General features: G+C 68.8%; 26 protein-coding genes and 1 pseudogene. 25 read left to right on the plus strand and 2 right to left on the minus strand.

Features of this window, described 5'->3' with window-relative positions; translation table 11 throughout:
* The 25 genes and pseudogenes from KR546_RS03560 to map form a co-directional block, all read left to right on the plus strand.
* Positions 1-127 (plus strand): EF-Tu C-terminal domain-related protein (locus KR546_RS03560; RefSeq protein WP_476661763.1); only part of this gene is annotated, 127 nt, incomplete at its 5' end.
* A gap of 68 nt (positions 128-195) precedes the next feature.
* Positions 196-507 (plus strand): 30S ribosomal protein S10, encoded by a 312-nt coding sequence (gene rpsJ / locus KR546_RS03565; RefSeq protein WP_238443323.1) that lies wholly within the window; start codon positions 196-198, stop codon positions 505-507.
* A 131-nt stretch (positions 508-638) separates the two neighbouring features.
* Entirely contained in the window at positions 639-1,319 is a 681-nt protein-coding gene (gene rplC / locus KR546_RS03570; protein ID WP_238443324.1) for a 50S ribosomal protein L3, read from the plus strand.
* Complete coding sequence (gene rplD / locus KR546_RS03575) at positions 1,319-2,119, plus strand: 50S ribosomal protein L4 (RefSeq protein WP_238443325.1); 801 nt, start codon at positions 1,319-1,321, stop codon at positions 2,117-2,119. Before rplC ends, rplD begins: the two co-directional genes overlap by 1 nt.
* Positions 2,120-2,121: 2 nt before the next feature.
* Complete coding sequence (rplW, locus tag KR546_RS03580; RefSeq protein ID WP_238443326.1) at positions 2,122-2,418, plus strand: 50S ribosomal protein L23; 297 nt, start codon at positions 2,122-2,124, stop codon at positions 2,416-2,418.
* A 56-nt stretch (positions 2,419-2,474) separates the two neighbouring features.
* Positions 2,475-3,308 carry a 50S ribosomal protein L2 gene (gene rplB / locus KR546_RS03585; protein ID WP_238443327.1) on the plus strand — a complete coding sequence of 278 codons (834 nt, stop codon included), beginning with the start codon at positions 2,475-2,477 and terminating at the stop codon, positions 3,306-3,308.
* Positions 3,308-3,595 (plus strand): 30S ribosomal protein S19, encoded by a 288-nt coding sequence (gene rpsS / locus KR546_RS03590; RefSeq protein ID WP_238443328.1) that lies wholly within the window; start codon positions 3,308-3,310, stop codon positions 3,593-3,595. The genes rplB and rpsS overlap by 1 nt, the downstream gene beginning before the upstream one ends.
* A gap of 131 nt (positions 3,596-3,726) precedes the next feature.
* Complete coding sequence (gene rplV / locus KR546_RS03595) at positions 3,727-4,071, plus strand: 50S ribosomal protein L22 (protein WP_238443329.1); 345 nt, start codon at positions 3,727-3,729, stop codon at positions 4,069-4,071.
* 30 nt (positions 4,072-4,101) lie between these two features.
* Positions 4,102-5,097, plus strand: a pseudogene (gene rpsC / locus KR546_RS19900) (30S ribosomal protein S3); the annotation flags it as partial.
* A 248-nt stretch (positions 5,098-5,345) separates the two neighbouring features.
* Positions 5,346-5,768 (plus strand): 50S ribosomal protein L16, encoded by a 423-nt coding sequence (gene rplP / locus KR546_RS03605; protein ID WP_238443331.1) that lies wholly within the window; start codon positions 5,346-5,348, stop codon positions 5,766-5,768.
* Complete coding sequence (gene rpmC / locus KR546_RS03610; protein ID WP_238443370.1) at positions 5,768-6,004, plus strand: 50S ribosomal protein L29; 237 nt, start codon at positions 5,768-5,770, stop codon at positions 6,002-6,004. The genes rplP and rpmC overlap by 1 nt, the downstream gene beginning before the upstream one ends.
* Positions 6,005-6,009: 5 nt before the next feature.
* Entirely contained in the window at positions 6,010-6,297 is a 288-nt protein-coding gene (gene rpsQ / locus KR546_RS03615; RefSeq protein ID WP_238443332.1) for a 30S ribosomal protein S17, read from the plus strand.
* Between the two features lie 86 nt (positions 6,298-6,383).
* Positions 6,384-6,752 (plus strand): 50S ribosomal protein L14, encoded by a 369-nt coding sequence (rplN, locus tag KR546_RS03620; RefSeq protein ID WP_238443333.1) that lies wholly within the window; start codon positions 6,384-6,386, stop codon positions 6,750-6,752.
* Positions 6,752-7,081, plus strand: a complete 330-nt coding sequence (gene rplX, locus KR546_RS03625) for a 50S ribosomal protein L24 (protein ID WP_238443334.1) — start codon at positions 6,752-6,754, stop codon at positions 7,079-7,081. Before rplN ends, rplX begins: the two co-directional genes overlap by 1 nt.
* Positions 7,082-7,194: 113 nt before the next feature.
* Complete coding sequence (gene rplE, locus KR546_RS03630; RefSeq protein ID WP_420804236.1) at positions 7,195-7,806, plus strand: 50S ribosomal protein L5; 612 nt, start codon at positions 7,195-7,197, stop codon at positions 7,804-7,806.
* Positions 7,807-7,831: 25 nt separating this feature from the next.
* The gene (locus KR546_RS03635; RefSeq protein WP_238443335.1) at positions 7,832-8,017 is read left to right on the plus strand and encodes a type Z 30S ribosomal protein S14; all 186 of its coding nucleotides are present in this window, start codon (positions 7,832-7,834) and stop codon (positions 8,015-8,017) included.
* Between the two features lie 192 nt (positions 8,018-8,209).
* Positions 8,210-8,608, plus strand: a complete 399-nt coding sequence (rpsH, locus tag KR546_RS03640) for a 30S ribosomal protein S8 (RefSeq protein ID WP_238443336.1) — start codon at positions 8,210-8,212, stop codon at positions 8,606-8,608.
* A gap of 14 nt (positions 8,609-8,622) precedes the next feature.
* Positions 8,623-9,165, plus strand: coding sequence for a 50S ribosomal protein L6 (gene rplF, locus KR546_RS03645; protein WP_238443337.1), 543 nt, complete (start codon positions 8,623-8,625; stop codon positions 9,163-9,165).
* Between the two features lie 130 nt (positions 9,166-9,295).
* Entirely contained in the window at positions 9,296-9,658 is a 363-nt protein-coding gene (gene rplR / locus KR546_RS03650) for a 50S ribosomal protein L18 (protein WP_238443338.1), read from the plus strand.
* 9 nt (positions 9,659-9,667) lie between these two features.
* Entirely contained in the window at positions 9,668-10,231 is a 564-nt protein-coding gene (rpsE, locus tag KR546_RS03655) for a 30S ribosomal protein S5 (protein WP_238443339.1), read from the plus strand.
* Positions 10,231-10,416: a 50S ribosomal protein L30 gene (gene rpmD, locus KR546_RS03660; protein ID WP_274387524.1), complete on the plus strand. Its 186-nt coding sequence runs from the start codon at positions 10,231-10,233 to the stop codon at positions 10,414-10,416. Before rpsE ends, rpmD begins: the two co-directional genes overlap by 1 nt.
* An 87-nt stretch (positions 10,417-10,503) precedes the next feature.
* A complete protein-coding gene (rplO, locus tag KR546_RS03665; RefSeq protein WP_238443340.1) occupies positions 10,504-10,941 on the plus strand; it encodes a 50S ribosomal protein L15 in 438 nt (145 codons plus the stop codon).
* Positions 10,942-11,073: 132 nt separating this feature from the next.
* Complete coding sequence (gene secY / locus KR546_RS03670) at positions 11,074-12,378, plus strand: preprotein translocase subunit SecY (RefSeq protein WP_238443341.1); 1,305 nt, start codon at positions 11,074-11,076, stop codon at positions 12,376-12,378.
* A gap of 92 nt (positions 12,379-12,470) precedes the next feature.
* Entirely contained in the window at positions 12,471-13,118 is a 648-nt protein-coding gene (locus KR546_RS03675; RefSeq protein ID WP_238443342.1) for an adenylate kinase, read from the plus strand.
* A gap of 49 nt (positions 13,119-13,167) precedes the next feature.
* Positions 13,168-13,989: a type I methionyl aminopeptidase gene (gene map / locus KR546_RS03680; RefSeq protein ID WP_238443373.1), complete on the plus strand. Its 822-nt coding sequence runs from the start codon at positions 13,168-13,170 to the stop codon at positions 13,987-13,989.
* 7 nt (positions 13,990-13,996) lie between these two features.
* Here map and KR546_RS03685 read toward each other — a convergent pair whose 3' ends face one another.
* On the minus strand, positions 13,997-14,455 hold the full coding sequence (locus tag KR546_RS03685) for an SRPBCC family protein (protein ID WP_238443343.1): 459 nt from the start codon (positions 14,453-14,455) through the stop codon (positions 13,997-13,999).
* 49 nt (positions 14,456-14,504) lie between these two features.
* Positions 14,505-15,209, minus strand: a complete 705-nt coding sequence (locus KR546_RS03690; RefSeq protein WP_238443344.1) for an MgtC/SapB family protein — start codon at positions 15,207-15,209, stop codon at positions 14,505-14,507.
* Positions 15,210-15,219: the final 10 nt, after the last annotated feature.

Consider the following 15,219-nt stretch of genomic DNA (forward strand, 5'->3'; position numbering starts at 1 on the left):
GGGTGACAACACCGAGATGACGGTGGAGTTGATCGCGCCGATCGCGATGGACGAGGGTCTGCGGTTCGCCATCCGTGAGGGTGGCCGCACCGTGGGTGCCGGCCGCGTCACCTCCATCCTCGAGTAGGACCAACCACCCGATTGGCCGGGCATCACCCGATGCTCGGCATGGACTTCAAGCGAGAAACGACCACCATGGCTGCTGACACCAAGATCCGCATCCGGCTCAAGGCCTACGACCACGAGGTCCTCGACCGGTCCGCGAAGGAGATCGTCGACACCGTCGAGGCCACCGGCGCGCACGTGACCGGTCCGGTCCCGCTCCCCACGGAGCGGCAGGTCTGGGCGGTCATCCGCTCGCCCCACAAGTACAAGGACTCCCGCGAGCACTTCGAGCGCCGGACCCACAAGCGCCTGATCGACATCCACCAGCCCAGCCAGAAGACCATCGACAAGCTGATGGGCCTGTCGCTGCCGGCCGGTGTCGACATCGAGATCAAGCTCTAGCAACCAGACCACGACCACGACCCGAGCCGTGGAGTTGCGAGCGAAGCGAACAACTCCAATGCGCAGGGACATCGCGCGGTCCGCAGCACATGACTGACGACCGGCGCACGAACTCACTGAAGGAAGAGACGATGGCTGCCAAGGCAATCCTGGGCACCAAGCTGGGGATGACCCAGGTCTTCGACGACGAGAACCGGATCGTTCCGGTCACCGTCGTCGAGGCCGGCCCCTGCACGATCACCCAGGTCAAGACCGTCGACACCGACGGCTACACCGCCGTGCAGATGGCGTTCGGGTCCCGCAAGCACACCAACAAGCCCGCGGCGGGTCACCTCGCCAAGGCCGGTGTCGACAGCGCCCGGACCCTGGCGGAGCTGCGCCTCGACGGCGTCGACGAGCTCCCCGAGCTCGGTGACACCATCGAGTGCGACACCTTCGCCCGGGGCGAGACGATCGACGTGACCGCCACCTCCAAGGGCAAGGGCTACGCCGGCGTCATGAAGCGCCACAACTTCAAGGGCATGGGTGACGGCCACGGCGTCAAGCGAAAGAACCGCCACCCCGGCTCGGTCGGCAACGCGTCGACCCCCGGGCGCACCTTCAAGGGCAAGCGCATGGCCGGCCGGATGGGCGGCGAGCGTGTCACGGTCCAGAACCTCGAGGTCGTGGACATCGACACCACCAACGGCCTGATCCTGGTCAAGGGCGCCGTGCCCGGTTCCAACGGCTCGGTCGTGCTCATCCGCTCGGCCGCCAAGGGCCAGCAGGGCGAGCTGCCGACCACCACGAACGAGGAAGGCGGTGAGGCCTGATGGCATCCACCAACACGTCCACGACCGACCTGACCGTCGACGTCGTCGACCTGTCGGGTGACAGGGTCGACTCGATCGACCTGCCCGCCGCATGGTTCGACGGCAAGGTCAACATCGGTGTCATGCACGACGTCGTGACGGCCCAGCAGGCCGCCGCGCGCCAGGGCACCCACAAGACCAAGACGCGTGGCGAGGTCCGCGGTGGCGGGGCGAAGCCCTGGCGCCAGAAGGGCACCGGCCGCGCCCGGCACGGCTCGATCCGCTCGCCCATCTGGGTCGGCGGTGGGGTCGCGCACGGCCGCACCCCCAAGGAGTGGGGCAAGCGGGTCAACAAGAAGGTGCGTCGCGCAGCCCTGCGCTCCGCACTGACCGACCGCGCCCGCAACGACGCCGTCGTCGTGGTGCGCGAGTTGGCCTTCGCCAGCCCGCGGACCCGGGACGCCGTCGCGGCGCTGACCGCGCTCGAACTGTCCGACGCCAAGGTCCTGTTGGTCCTGCCGGGACTCGACGTGGCCACGGCGAAGTCGTTCCGCAACCTGGGTGCCGTGCACCTGCTGACGGTCGACCAGCTCAACACCTACGACGTGCTCGCCAGTGACGTCGTGGTCTTCGACGAGGCAGCGATCGCCCTGCTGTCCGACGGCGCCACTGCCGTCGAGACCGCCGAGGCGGCCGCCGAGCCGGAGGTCCACGAGGACGACACCCCGGCCGCGTCCGACCAGGCCGACGACGAGCCGGTCGACGAGACCGAGGTCGACGACGCCGACGCCGACGCTGACGCGTCCGAGGAGGAGGAGTGACCATGGAGTTCAAGGACCCCCGGCACATCATCAAGCGACCGGTCATCTCCGAGAAGTCCTACGGGGCGCTCGACGAGGACAAGTACACGTTCATCGTCGACAAGCGCGCCACGAAGACCCAGATCAAGGCCGCTGTCGAAGAAGTCTTCGACGTCAAGGTGGTCAAGATCAACACCCAGAACCGCGTCGGCAAGGTCAAGCGCCGTGGCTGGGTCGAGGGTCGCCGTCCCAACGTCAAGCGTGCGATCGTGACCGTGGCCGAAGGCGACGAGATCGAGCTGTTCGACGTCGCGCTGTGAGGTGCCGCCCCCGCGAGGGGGCAGGCGCCGTGCGACGACCCTGAGGAGCGTTCCAAATGGCAATCCGCAAGTACAAGCCGACCAGCAACGGTCGACGCTTCGGCTCGGTGGACTCGTTCGACGAGATCACCCGGGCCAAGCCGACCAAGAGCCTGCTGGCCAGCGGTCGCAACAAGGCGGGCCGCAACAACCACGGCCGGATCACCTCCCGGCATCGTGGTGGTGGCCACAAGCGCAAGTTCCGCGTCATCGACTTCCGTCGTGACAAGGACGTCGTGCCCGCCACCGTGGCCGCGGTCGAGTACGACCCCAACCGGTCTGCCCGCATCGCCCTGCTGCACTACCACGACGGTGAGAAGCGCTACATCCTGGCGCCCAAGAACCTGACGGTGGGCACCATGGTCGAGTCCGGGCCCGAGGCCGACATCAAGGTCGGCAACTCGCTGCCCCTGGCCAACGTCCCGGTCGGTACCACCGTCCACGCCGTGGAGCTGCGGCCCGGAGGCGGGGCCAAGCTCGGCCGCAGTGCCGGGACCGCCATCCAGCTGCTCGCCAAGGAGGGGAAGATGGCCGCACTGCGGCTGCCCTCCGGCGAGATCCGGCTGGTGGACGCTCGCTGCCGCGCGACCATCGGGTCGGTCGGCAACGAGAGCCACGAGCTGGTGGACCTCGGCAAGGCCGGGCGCAAGCGCTGGAAGGGCGTGCGTCCGCAGACCCGCGGTGTCGCCATGAACCCGATCGACCACCCGCTGGGTGGTGGTGAGGGCAAGTCCTCCGGTGGACGCCACCCGGTCGACAAGCACGGCAACCCCGAGCGGCGCACCCGTCGCGGCAAGAACCAGTCCGACAAGATGATCATCCGCCGGCGCGGCAAGAATCGGAGGCGCTGATGCCACGCAGTCTCAAGAAGGCCCCCTGGGTCGACGACCACCTCATGAAGAAGGTCGTCGCCATGAACGAGTCGGGCGACAGCCGGGTCATCAAGACCTGGTCCCGTCGCTCGGTCATCTACCCCGAGATGGTCGGTCACACGATCGCCGTCCACAACGGCCAGCAGCACGTCCCCGTGCGCATCTACGAGCGCATGGTGGGCCACAAGCTGGGCGAGTTCGCCCCGACCCGGTCCATCAAGTGGCAGGGCGCCGGCGAGAAGTCGACCACCAAGGCCCGGCGCTGACGCGTCGGGGCTGTCGGCCTCGCCGACGACCCCGTGACACCGGACCCGCGCCACGCGGCGCGACGTCCCGCTGAACACCACGCCCCGACGGCGTGCCCGGTCCCCGGACCGGAACGAACAAGGAAGCAACCATGGCAACCCAGGTGAAGGCCACCGCCAAGTACGTGCGCGTGACGCCGACGAAGGTGCGTCAACTGACGCGCCTGATCGCCGGTGCGCCCGTCTCCGAGGCCGAACGCATCCTTGCGTTCTCGGAGAAGCGCGCGGCCAAGCCCCTCCTGAAGGTGCTGCGGTCCGCGGTCAGCAACGCAGAGAACAACGACGGGCTCGACCCCGACGACTTGTTCGTCGACCGGGCCTGGGCCGACGAGGGCCCGACCCTCAAGCGGTTCCAGCCCCGTGCCATGGGCCGGGCCAGCCGGATCCGCAAGCGCACCAGCCACATCACCGTCGTGCTGAGCGACAACACGAACTGACGCGTCGCCAACGCGACAAGGAGTCACCCAATGGGTCAGAAGGTCAACCCCTACGGCTTCCGCCTCGGTGTCACCACCGACTGGAAGTCCAAGTGGATCGCCAATGACGAGGACTATGCGACGTACCTCCACGAGGACGACCGCATCCGCAAGTACATCCGTACGCGCGTCCGTCACGCCGGGATCTCCCGGATCGACATCACGCGAACCCGTGACAACGCCGAGGTCAGCGTCCAGGCGGCGCGCCCCGGCATCGTCATCGGTCGTCGTGGGTCCGAGGCGGACGCCATCCGGGCCGATCTCGAGAAGCTGAGCGGCAAGAAGGTCAAGCTCAACATCATCGAGATCAAGAACCCGGACCTGGATGCACAGGTCGTGGCGTTCAACACCGCCGAGCAGCTCAAGGGCCGGGTGTCGTTCCGCCGTGCGATGCGTCGTGCGGTCCAGAACGCGCAGAAGGCCGGTGCGCTGGGCGTGCGGGTGCAGGTCGCCGGACGACTCGGTGGCTCCGAGATGAGCCGCACCGAGTGGTACCGCGAGGGCCGCGTGCCGCTGCACACGCTGCGCGCCAAGGTGGACTACGGCTTCGACGAGGCCAAGACCACCTACGGCGTCATCGGCGTCAAGGTCTGGATCTACACCGGCGACCAGCTCGGTTCGGGTGACGAGGCCGAGGCGCAGCGCGCCATGGACCGTGCCCGTGCCCTGGCCGAGGGCCGTACCGTGGACGACCGTCCGCGTCGTCGCTCGGCCCGCAAGGCCGCCTCGGTCGCCAAGAAGGTGACCGGCGTGGGCAAGCGCCAGGTGCAGGAGGCCGTCGCCAAGGCTGGCGACTCGTCCGGTGACTCCACCGCGACGTCGTCCGCCACGGGGGCGAGCGCACCCGCGACCGCTGCCGACACCGGTGACAGCCCGGCGACCGAGACCGTCGAGGCCACGACCGAGGCCGCCCCCCCGCAGTCCGGCGCCATGGCCCCCGAGGACGTGACCGAGGCGGACGCCCCGTCCGCCCCGGACACCGACGGCGACACCACGCCGGCCGCCCCGGCGGACGCCGTCGTGGAGTCCGCCGACGAGGACGCCGCCGCCGAGGCGACCGAGTCGTCCGCCCCGTCCGAGGACGAGGCCGAGACGTCGGTCGACGAGTCCGCCGAGGTCGTCGAGACCTCCGGCGAGACCGACGACGCCACCGTCGCCGAGACCACCGATGCAGATGCGTCCGAGGTCGCCGAGGCGGCCTCCGACGACGACACCGATGACGAGGAGGATGCCTGATGCTTGCTCCGAAGCGCGTCAAGTACCGCAAGCAGCACCGGCCCCGGCCCCTGAAGGGCCTGGCCACCGGTGGGACCGAGCTCTACGTCGGGGACTACGGCATCAAGGCCACCCAGCCCGGCTGGATCACGGCCCGCCAGATCGAGGCTGCCCGAATCTCCATCAACCGTGCCGTCAAGCGTGGCGGAAAGGTTCGCATCGCGATCTTCCCGGACCGCTCGATCACCAAGAAGCCGCTCGAGACCCGCATGGGCTCCGGCAAGGGCTCGCCCGACCACTGGGTCGCGGCGGTCAAGCCCGGCCGGGTCCTGTTCGAGATCTCCGGTGTGAGCGAGGAGCTGGCCCGCGAGGCCATGCGCCGCGCCTCGCACAAGCTGCCCGTCAAGACCAAGTTCATCGCACGCGAGGGGGCCGACGAATGATGACCGCATCCGAACTGCGCGAGCTCGCAGACGACGAACTGGCCACCGAGCTGGCCGACCACAAGGAAGAGCTGTTCAACCTGCGCTTCCAGATCGTGACGGGCCAGCTCGACGACCCCCGCCGCATCCGCGCCGTCAAGACCCAGATCGCCCGTTGCCTGACCGTCATGCGCGAGCGCGAGATCGCCGGCGAACGGGCCACGGCGACGTCCAGTGCCACGACTTCTGAAGAGTGACAGCCATGAGTGACACCCACACCGAACTCGGCACCGACGCCGGCCGCAAGGCGCGCAAGCAGCGCCAGGGCCTGGTCGTGTCCGACAAGCAGGACAAGACCATCGTCGTGCGCGTGGACCGTCGGACCACCGACGCCGTGTACGGCAAGATCGAGACGCGGTCCAAGAAGTACCACGTCCACGACGAGGACAACACGGCCGCCGAGGGCGACACCGTGCTGATCGTCGAGACCCGTCCGCTCAGCAAGACCAAGCGGTGGCGCCTGGCCGAGGTCCTCGAACGGGCCGAGTGAGCCGTTCGTGAACCGGTCGGGGCGGGACCAGCCCGGGCAGCGCCCGGACGTGCGTCCCCCGCCACGAAGACAACGAGGAAGATCCGATGATCCAGCAGGAATCGCGACTGAAGGTCGCGGACAACTCCGGTGCCCGCGAGGTGCTGTGCATCCGCGTGCTCGGAGGCTCCGGGCGGCGCTACGCCTCGGTCGGTGACGAGTTCGTCGGGACGGTCAAGAACGCCATCCCGTCGTCCAACGTCAAGAAGGGCGAGGTGGTGCGCTGCGTGGTTGTCCGTGTCAACAAGGAACGTCGTCGTGAGGACGGCTCCTACATCAAGTTCGACGAAAATGCGTGCGTCGTCGTGCGCGAGGACGGGTCCCCCCGCGGAACCCGCATCTTCGGCCCGGTGGCCCGCGAACTGCGCGAGAAGCGATACATGAAGATCGTGTCGCTCGCGCCGGAGGTGCTGTGATGAAGCGCATTCGCAAGGACGACCAGGTCCTGGTGATCAGTGGCAAGGACAAGGGCCGCACCGGCCGGGTGATCCGCGTGATCCCCGACCGTGACCGCGCCCTGGTCGAGGGCCGCAACTTCGCGACCAAGCACGTGCGGGCCCAGCAGGGTCCGTCCGGGGTCACCGAGGGCGGCATCATCCAGACCGAGGCCCCGATCCACCTGTCCAACCTGATGCCGGTGTGCCCGTCCTGTGACCAGGGCGTGCGCGTGAACTACGTGTTCACCGAGGAGGGCAACCGCCGCTCCAAGGTCCGGGAATGCAAGAAGTGCGGCGCGCACTTCTGAGCCGCTGACGACCAACGACCAGCCAACGGGATCGGGACGGATCCGTACCGGGAGCGACCCACGTCGGGTCCCCCGGGGACGAGGTCCCGGTGCCAGACCAAGGTGCGAAGACCATGAGTGACACCACCACCCCAGACGTCGACATCCCCGTCAACGAGGATGCCTCGACGGCCCTGAAGGAGATGCCGCGGCTCAAGCGGCAGTACCGCGAGGAGCACCGCCAGCAACTGGCGGAGCAGCTCGGGCTGACCAACGTCATGGAGATCCCGAACCTGACCAAGATCGTGGTCAACGTCGGGCTCGGCGAGGCCGTCAACGACTCCAAGGCGCTCGAGGCGACCCTGGGCGACCTGGCGATCATCACCGGCCAGAAGCCACGGGTGAACCTGGCGCGCAAGTCGATCGCCGGCTTCAAGCTGCGCGAGGGCGTGCCGATCGGCGCCAAGGTGACCCTCCGGGGTGACCGCATGTGGGAGTTCTTCGACCGCCTGCTGGCCGTCGCGCTCCCACGCGTGCGTGACTTCCGCGGGCTCCGTGCGACCTCGTTCGACGGCAACGGCAACTACACGTTCGGTCTGACCGAGCAGCTGGTGTTCCCCGAGATCGACTACGACTCCATCGACACCACGCGGGGCATGGACGTGACCATCGTCACCTCCGCCACGACCGACGAGCACGGACGCGCCCTGCTGGACGCCTTCGGCTTCCCGTTCGTCAAGAACTGATCGCGACCCACTTCGGAGCACTCCAATGGCCAAGACCTCAAAGCGCGTCCAGGCCCGCAAGGGCCGCAAGTACAACGTGCAGAACTACACCCGCTGCGAACGCTGCGGCCGCCCGCGCGCCGTCTTCAAGAAGTTCCGGCTCTGCCGGATCTGCTTCCGCGAGATGGCCCACGCCGGCGAGCTCCCCGGCATCCGCAAGGCCAGCTGGTAGTGCGCCCTTCGGGCGCATTGAAGTTCGCTCCACAGGCTCCGCGAACTTCCGCTGGCGTCTTCGGAGCGCACACCACCTGACCTGAGAAGCACCATCCTGAACGACAACCCGACGCCCGGTCACCCGACCACGCGGCGTCACGACCCGGGAAGTGCCGGGCACGAGCACCGGCAACCCCGAGGAGCACCCACCATGACCATGACCGATCCACTCGCCGACATGCTGACGCGGCTGCGCAACGCGTCGTTGGCCCACGCCGACGACGCCACCATGCCGTCCAGCAAGCTCAAGGTGAACTTCGCCAAGGTCCTCGCCGACGAGGGCTACATCGCTGGCTACGAGGTCACCGACACCAAGCCGCAGCCCAGCCTGACCGTGCAGATGAAGTACGGCCGGGACCGTGAACGGGTCATCACCGGCATCAAGCGCGTGTCCAAGCCCGGCCTGCGTGTCTACGTCAAGAACGACGAGATCCCCCGCGTGCTGGGTGGCCTCGGCGTCGCGATCCTGTCCACCAACGCCGGGCTGCTGTCCGACCGCCAGGCGCGCAAGGACGGCGTCGGCGGCGAACTGCTCGCCTACGTCTGGTGAGGAAGGCAACCACCATGTCCCGCATCGGAAAGCTCCCCGTGCCCGTCCCCGACGGCGTCACGGTCAACATCGAGGGTTCCCACGTGGCCGTCTCCGGCCCCAAGGGTGACCTCGAGATGACGGCGCCCGAGGGTGTCACGCTCGACACCAACGACGACGGCGACGTCGTCGTGTCCCCGTCCGCAGCGACCCAGGACTCCCGCTCGCGGCACGGCTTGGTGCGCTCGCTGGTGGCCAACATGGTCATCGGCGTCACCGACGGCTACAGCAAGCGTCTCGAGCTGGTGGGCGTGGGCTACCGCGCCCAGCAGAAGGGTCGCGACCTCGAGTTCCAGGTGGGCTACTCCCACCCGGTGCTCGTGGAGGCACCCGACGGGATCAGCCTCGAGGCCCCCGCGCCCACCCAGATCGTGGTGACCGGCGTCGACAAGCAGCTCGTCGGCCAGGTCGCCGCCAACATCCGCAGCATCCGCCCGCCGGAGCCCTACAAGGGCAAGGGCATCAAGTACGAGGGCGAGGTCGTGCGCCGCAAGGCTGGCAAGGCGGCTGGTCGCTGATCCAGACTCGCTTCGCTCGTCACGACAACTGAACCCAACACCGAACACCAACCACCAGCGGTGGTGCGCCGAGAGTGCGCTGCCGGAGTGTCAGCCCGAGAGTGGGCAGGACACGAGGAGGAGAAGAGCAATGGACGCGGCAACCCGCAAGCGGCAGTCTCGTCGTCGTCGCCACCAGCGCATTCGCAAGCGCATCCGTGGCACGGCGGAGACTCCGCGACTGAACGTCTACCGTTCCAACACCAACATCTACGCCCAGCTCATCGACGACGTCGCCGGCCACACGCTGGTCGCCGCCTCGTCGCTGGAAGCCGACGTCACCACGGGTGACGACGGCAAGGTCGGCGTGGCCAGCCAGGTCGGTGCCCTCGTCGGGCAGCGCGCGCTGGACGCCGGCATCACCGAGGCCGTGTTCGACCGCGGCGGCAACCGCTACGCCGGACGTGTCCGGGCCCTCGCCGAGGCAGCCCGCGACGCCGGCCTCAACCTGTAAGGAATCGTCATGGCAGCCAACAATCGTTCCGGAGGTCGAGGTCGCGGCGGACGCGATCGCGACCAGTACGACGAGCGCGTCGTCGAGATCAACCGTGTCTCCAAGGTCGTCAAGGGTGGACGGCGTTTCCAGTTCACCGCCCTGGTGGTCGTCGGAGACGGCAAGGGCATGGTCGGCGTGGGCCACGGCAAGGCCCGCGAGGTCCAGTCCGCCATCCAGAAGGGTGTCGAGGAGGCCAAGAAGGAGTTCTTCAAGGTCCCCATGGTCGGTTCGACCATCGTGCACCCGGTGACGGGTGTCGCCGGCGCCGGCCGCGTGCTCCTCAAGCCCGCTGCCCCCGGTACCGGGGTCATCGCCGGTGGTCCGGTGCGTGCGGTCATCGAGGCCGCCGGCATCAAGGACCTGCTGGCGAAGTCGCTGGGCTCGGACAACCCCATCAACGTGGTGCACGCCACGGTGACGGGGCTCAAGGAGCTGCGCTCGGCCAACCAGATCGCCGAGCTTCGTGACAAGGCCGTCGAGGACGTCGCCCCCAAGGCGATGGTCGAGGCGATGCGTGCGGGAGGCAACTGATGACGACGCTCAAGATCACCCAGGTGCGCAGCACCATCGGTCGACCGCAGGTCCAGCGTGACACGGTCCGGTCGCTGGGGCTCAAGCGCATCCGCCACACCGTGACCCAGCCCGACCGGCCGGAGATCCGCGGCATGCTCCGCAAGATCCCCCACCTGGTCGAGTTCGAAGAAGTGCAGGACTGACCGACACCCACATCGACCGGGAGTTCGCGCAGCGAACTCCGACGCGCCCGCAGGGCGCGCTGCCGCACAGTGAAAGCGAGGCACACCATGGTCATCAAGTTGCACCACCTCAAGCCCAACGAGGGCGCCAAGAAGGACAAGAAGCGTGTCGCCCGGGGCGACCGCGGCCGCGGGGGCAAGACCGCCGGCCGGGGCACCAAGGGCACCGGCGCGCGCGGCACCGTGCCGCCCGGCTTCGAGGGTGGCCAGCTGCCCCTGCAGCGACGCCAGCCCAAGCTCGGCGGGTTCAACAACCCCAACCGGGTCGAGTACGCGATCATCAACGTCGCCAAGCTCGAGGCCGAGTTCGACGACGGTGACGAGGTCACCCCCGAGACCCTCCGTGCGCGTGGCCTGGTCAAGGCCAAGGGCCCGGTCAAGGTCCTCGGCCACGGCGACCTGTCCACCGCGCTGACGGTCCGGGTCGACAAGCTGTCGGCCAGCGCCGAGGCCAAGATCACTGACGCGGGCGGCACCGTCGCCTGACCCGTCGAGGTCCGCACGGCCACCGGCCGTGCGGACCGACGCCGTCGGTCCGGCCGTCACGCCGGTACCGTCGGCGAACACGGTCGGCCCGTCGCGCGCGACGGCCGCCGCCACACCCCCTGCGAGGCACCAATGCTCAAGGCCTTCCTCAACGCGGTCAAGATCCCCGACCTGCGCAAGAAGCTCGTCTTCACCCTGATGATGATCTTCGCCTACCGGCTGGGATCGTGGATCCCGGTCCCCGGCGTCGACGTCGCGGCCATCCGCGGGGCCCAGGCTGGCGGGGCCGGCGGGTTCCTGGGCATCCTGAACGTCTTCGCCGGAGGTGCGCTGGCCCAGCTGGCGGTCTTCGCGCTGGGCGTGATGCCCTACATCACCGCGTCCATCATCATGCAGCTGCTCGGGGTCGTCATCCCCAAGCTGGAGCAACTGCAGAAGGAGGGTGAGCAGGGCCGCCGCAAGATCACCCAGTACACCCGCTACCTCACCATGGGGCTGGCGGTGCTGCAGTCCACGGCGCTGATCAGCCTGGCCAGCACCGGGGCGCTGTTCGGCGGGACCGAGTCCGTGCTCGTCAACGACTCGCCGTGGCTGATCCTGTTCATGGTGCTCACCCTGACCGCGGGCACCGCCGTCATCATGTGGCTCGCCGAGTTGATCACCAACCGTGGCGTCGGCAACGGCATGTCGCTGCTGATCTACGTGTCCATCCTCAGCCAGTTCCCGTCCCAGCTGCGCATCGTCCGGACCGACAACCTCACCGGCCTGTGGAGTGGATGGGGCCTGGTCGCGGTCGTGCTGGCAGTCGGGGTCATCGTGACCTTCGCCGTGGTCTTCATGGAGCAGGGCCAGCGGCGCATCCCCGTCCAGTACGCCCGTCGCACGGTCGGCCGACGCTCCTACGGGGGCCAGTCGACCTACATCCCGCTGAAGGTGAACCAGTCGGGCGTCATCCCGATCATCTTCGCCGCCTCGCTGATGGCCCTCCCGCAGTTGCTCGGCCAGATCACCTCGTGGCAGTGGCTCGACGACGCCGTCGCCCGCTGGTTCGACACCACCCAGGGGATCGGCTGGGTCTACATCGCCACCTTCGCGGTCCTGACCCTGTTCTTCACCTACTTCTACGCGGCGATCGCCTTCAACCCGATCGAGGTCGCCGACAACATGAAGAAGTACGGCGGGTTCATCCCGGGCATCCGCCCGGGTCGCCAGACCGCCGAGTACCTCGACAAGGTGCTGTCGCGCCTGACCCTGCCCGGCTCGCTGTACCTGGTGGCCGTCGCCGTCATGCCGTTCGTGGCCTTCGCGGTGTTCGACATCAGCCAGTTCCCGTTGGGTGGTGCGTCCCTGCTGATCATGGTGGGCGTCGCGCTCGAGACCATGAAGCAGATCGAGGGCCAGTTGATGCAGCACAACTACGAAGGATTCCTCGCCTAGATCGCCGGGGGATCCTTCGCCCGACATCGGGCGTCGCCCGGGTCGCCCCTGCGACCCGGGCGCCGGCGCCCCCCGACAAAGGAACGATGCCCATGCGTCTGGTACTGCTCGGTCCGCCCGGAGCGGGCAAGGGAACCCAGGCCTCGGTGATCGCCGAGAGCCACGGGATCCCGCACATCTCGACCGGTGACATCCTGCGCGCCAACCTGCGCGACGAGACGCCGATCGGTCGGGAGGCCAAGGAGTACATGGACGCGGGCGAGCTGGTCCCCGACGACGTCGTGATCCGGATGGTGGCGGACCGCCTGGTCCAGGCGGACACGCGGGCCGGGTTCCTGTTCGACGGGTTCCCCCGCACGATCGAGCAGGCCGAGGCACTCGAGGCCGTGCTCGCGGGGGAGGACACGCCACTGGACCGGGTCGTCAACTTCTCCATCGACGTCGACGAGCTCGTCCAGCGGTTGACGGGTCGTCGCTCCTGCCCGGAAGGCCACGTCTACCACGTGGACAACAACCCGCCGGCCACGCCCGGCGTGTGCGACGTGGACGGCAAGGAGCTGTTCCAGCGCGAGGACGACACCGAGGACGTGGTCCGCAACCGGCTCGAGGTCTACCACCAGCAGACCGCACCGCTGGTCGACTTCTACGACCAGCGCGACCTGCTGGTGACGATCGACGCCGATGGTGACGTCGGCGAGGTCACCTCCCGGATCGACCGAGCCCTGTCCTCGCACGCCTGACCGTCGCCCGTCCGTCGGGTTGTCCAGTCGCCACGAGAGGGTGGTCACGTTGATCATCAAGAAGTCGAGACGCGAGATCGAGAAGATGGCCGTCGCCGGGGCGCTGGTCGCCCGGGCCCACGAGGCCGTCCGCGACGCAGTCGCGCCCGGGGTGTCCACGCTCGAGCTGGACCGGATCGCCGAGAAGGTCATCACGGGTGACGGCGGCATCCCGTCGTTCAAGGGCTACGGCGGTCGGCACGGGTCGATCCCGCCCTTCCCCGGCACGCTGTGCACGTCGGTCAACGACCAGATCGTCCACGGCATCCCGTCCGAGTCGGTGGTCCTCGAGGAGGGCGACCTCGTCAAGCTCGACTGCGGGGCGATCGTGGACGGCTACCACGGCGACTCGGCAGCCACCTGGATCGTGGGGGGCGAGGAGGCCGTCGACCCGCAGGTCGCGGACCTGGTCCGCACCACCCGGGCCGGCATGTGGGCCGGGATCCGGTCGCTGCAGGTCGGCAATCGACTGGGCGACATCGGCTCGGCGATCGAGGCCGAGGCCAACGCCCGGGGCTACGGCATCGTGCGCGAGTACGTCGGTCACGGCATCGGCCGCTCCCTGCACGAGGACCCCTCCGTGCCCAACTACGGCACGGCGGGTCGAGGGGCGAAGCTGTCCAAGGGCTGGGTGCTCGCGATCGAGCCGATGTTCAACCTCGGTGGCGACGACACCCGCACCCTCGACGACCACTGGACCGTGGTGACCGCCGACGGGGAGTTGTCGTCGCACTGGGAGCACACCGTGGCGCTGACCGCCGACGGCCCCCGGGTCCTGACGGCCCGCTCCGACGAGCCGACCTGGCCCTTGGAGGAGTCCACCCCCGCGTGACGGGAGGTCAGTCGTCGGTGGGGACGGCCAGTCGGTCACCCAGGTCGTCCAGCGAGCTCCGCAAGTTCCGGCGGTAGGCCTCGGGGAAGCCGAACATCGTGCGGTAGACCGCCTGGGCCGGCCCGGGGATCCTCGACATGTCGAAGGTCTCGGTGACCTCGGTGCCCCCGTCGACGTCGGCCAGTTCGTAGCGCCAGCGGTGCCCGGCGAAGTGCCGCCACGCGATGCGTCGATCCTGGTCGAACTCCACCACGGTGTTGACCACTCGGTACGGCACGCCGTGCCACGACATCTTCATGCCGAAGCGGTCACCCTTGGCCGCCAACCTCGTCGCGCCCGTCGGCCCTCGCACCGACATGTCCCCGGCATCCGAGACATGGTTGGCCGGGTCGGTGAGGTGGTCGAAGACCATGGACGGCGTTGCACCGGGAATGGTGACGGACTGGCTGACGGTGACGAGGGACATCGTGTGGGGTCCGAGAACGGGGACGGGTGCCGCACGGTACCGACCGTCGTCACGGCGTCCCGGGTCCGGGACGGGGTCCCGGCCCCGGCCGCCGCCCGGGCGGCGTGTGCGTGATGCGCAGCTGCTCGACCTCGGTCACGATCTTGTGCGAGGCGACGAGGTCGGACAGCATCGCGACGTTGTCGGGCAGGCAGCTCACCAGCAGGACACCGTTGCCTTCGTTGTCACGGTGGAAGTCCTCCTGCACGGCATCGGGGTCCACCCGCTCGACGAAGGTGAGCAGTGACTCCAGCTTGGCGGGCTGGTCGACCACGATCCGCAGGTGGCGACGGGCCGTCTCGGTGCGGCGGGCCACCGAGGCGTCGACCGCGCGCAGTCCCCACAGGACGGCGAGGCTGACCACGGTCCCGATCGTGGCCAGGGCGAACGAGCCGGCGCCCGCCGCCATGCCGAGGGCGGCGACGACCCAGATCCCGGCCGCGGTGGTCAGTCCGCTGACCGCCCCACGGTCGCGAAAGATCGCGCCGGCACCGAGGAAACCCACGCCGCTGACCACCTGGGCGGCGATCCGCGCCTCGTCGGGGCCGTCGAAGCTGGACACCGACGCGATCGTGAAGATGGCCGCACCGACTCCCAGCAGTGTGTGGGTGCGCAGCCCGGCTTCCTTGCGGGCCGTTTCGCGCTCGAGCCCGACCAGCCCACTGCACACGGCCGCGATCAGCACGCGAAACAGGATCTCGGTGGCCGTGAGCATGTCGACCAAT

This window comes from Salsipaludibacter albus (assembly GCF_019798055.1).
Lineage (GTDB): Bacteria > Actinomycetota > Nitriliruptoria > Nitriliruptorales > Nitriliruptoraceae > Salsipaludibacter > Salsipaludibacter albus.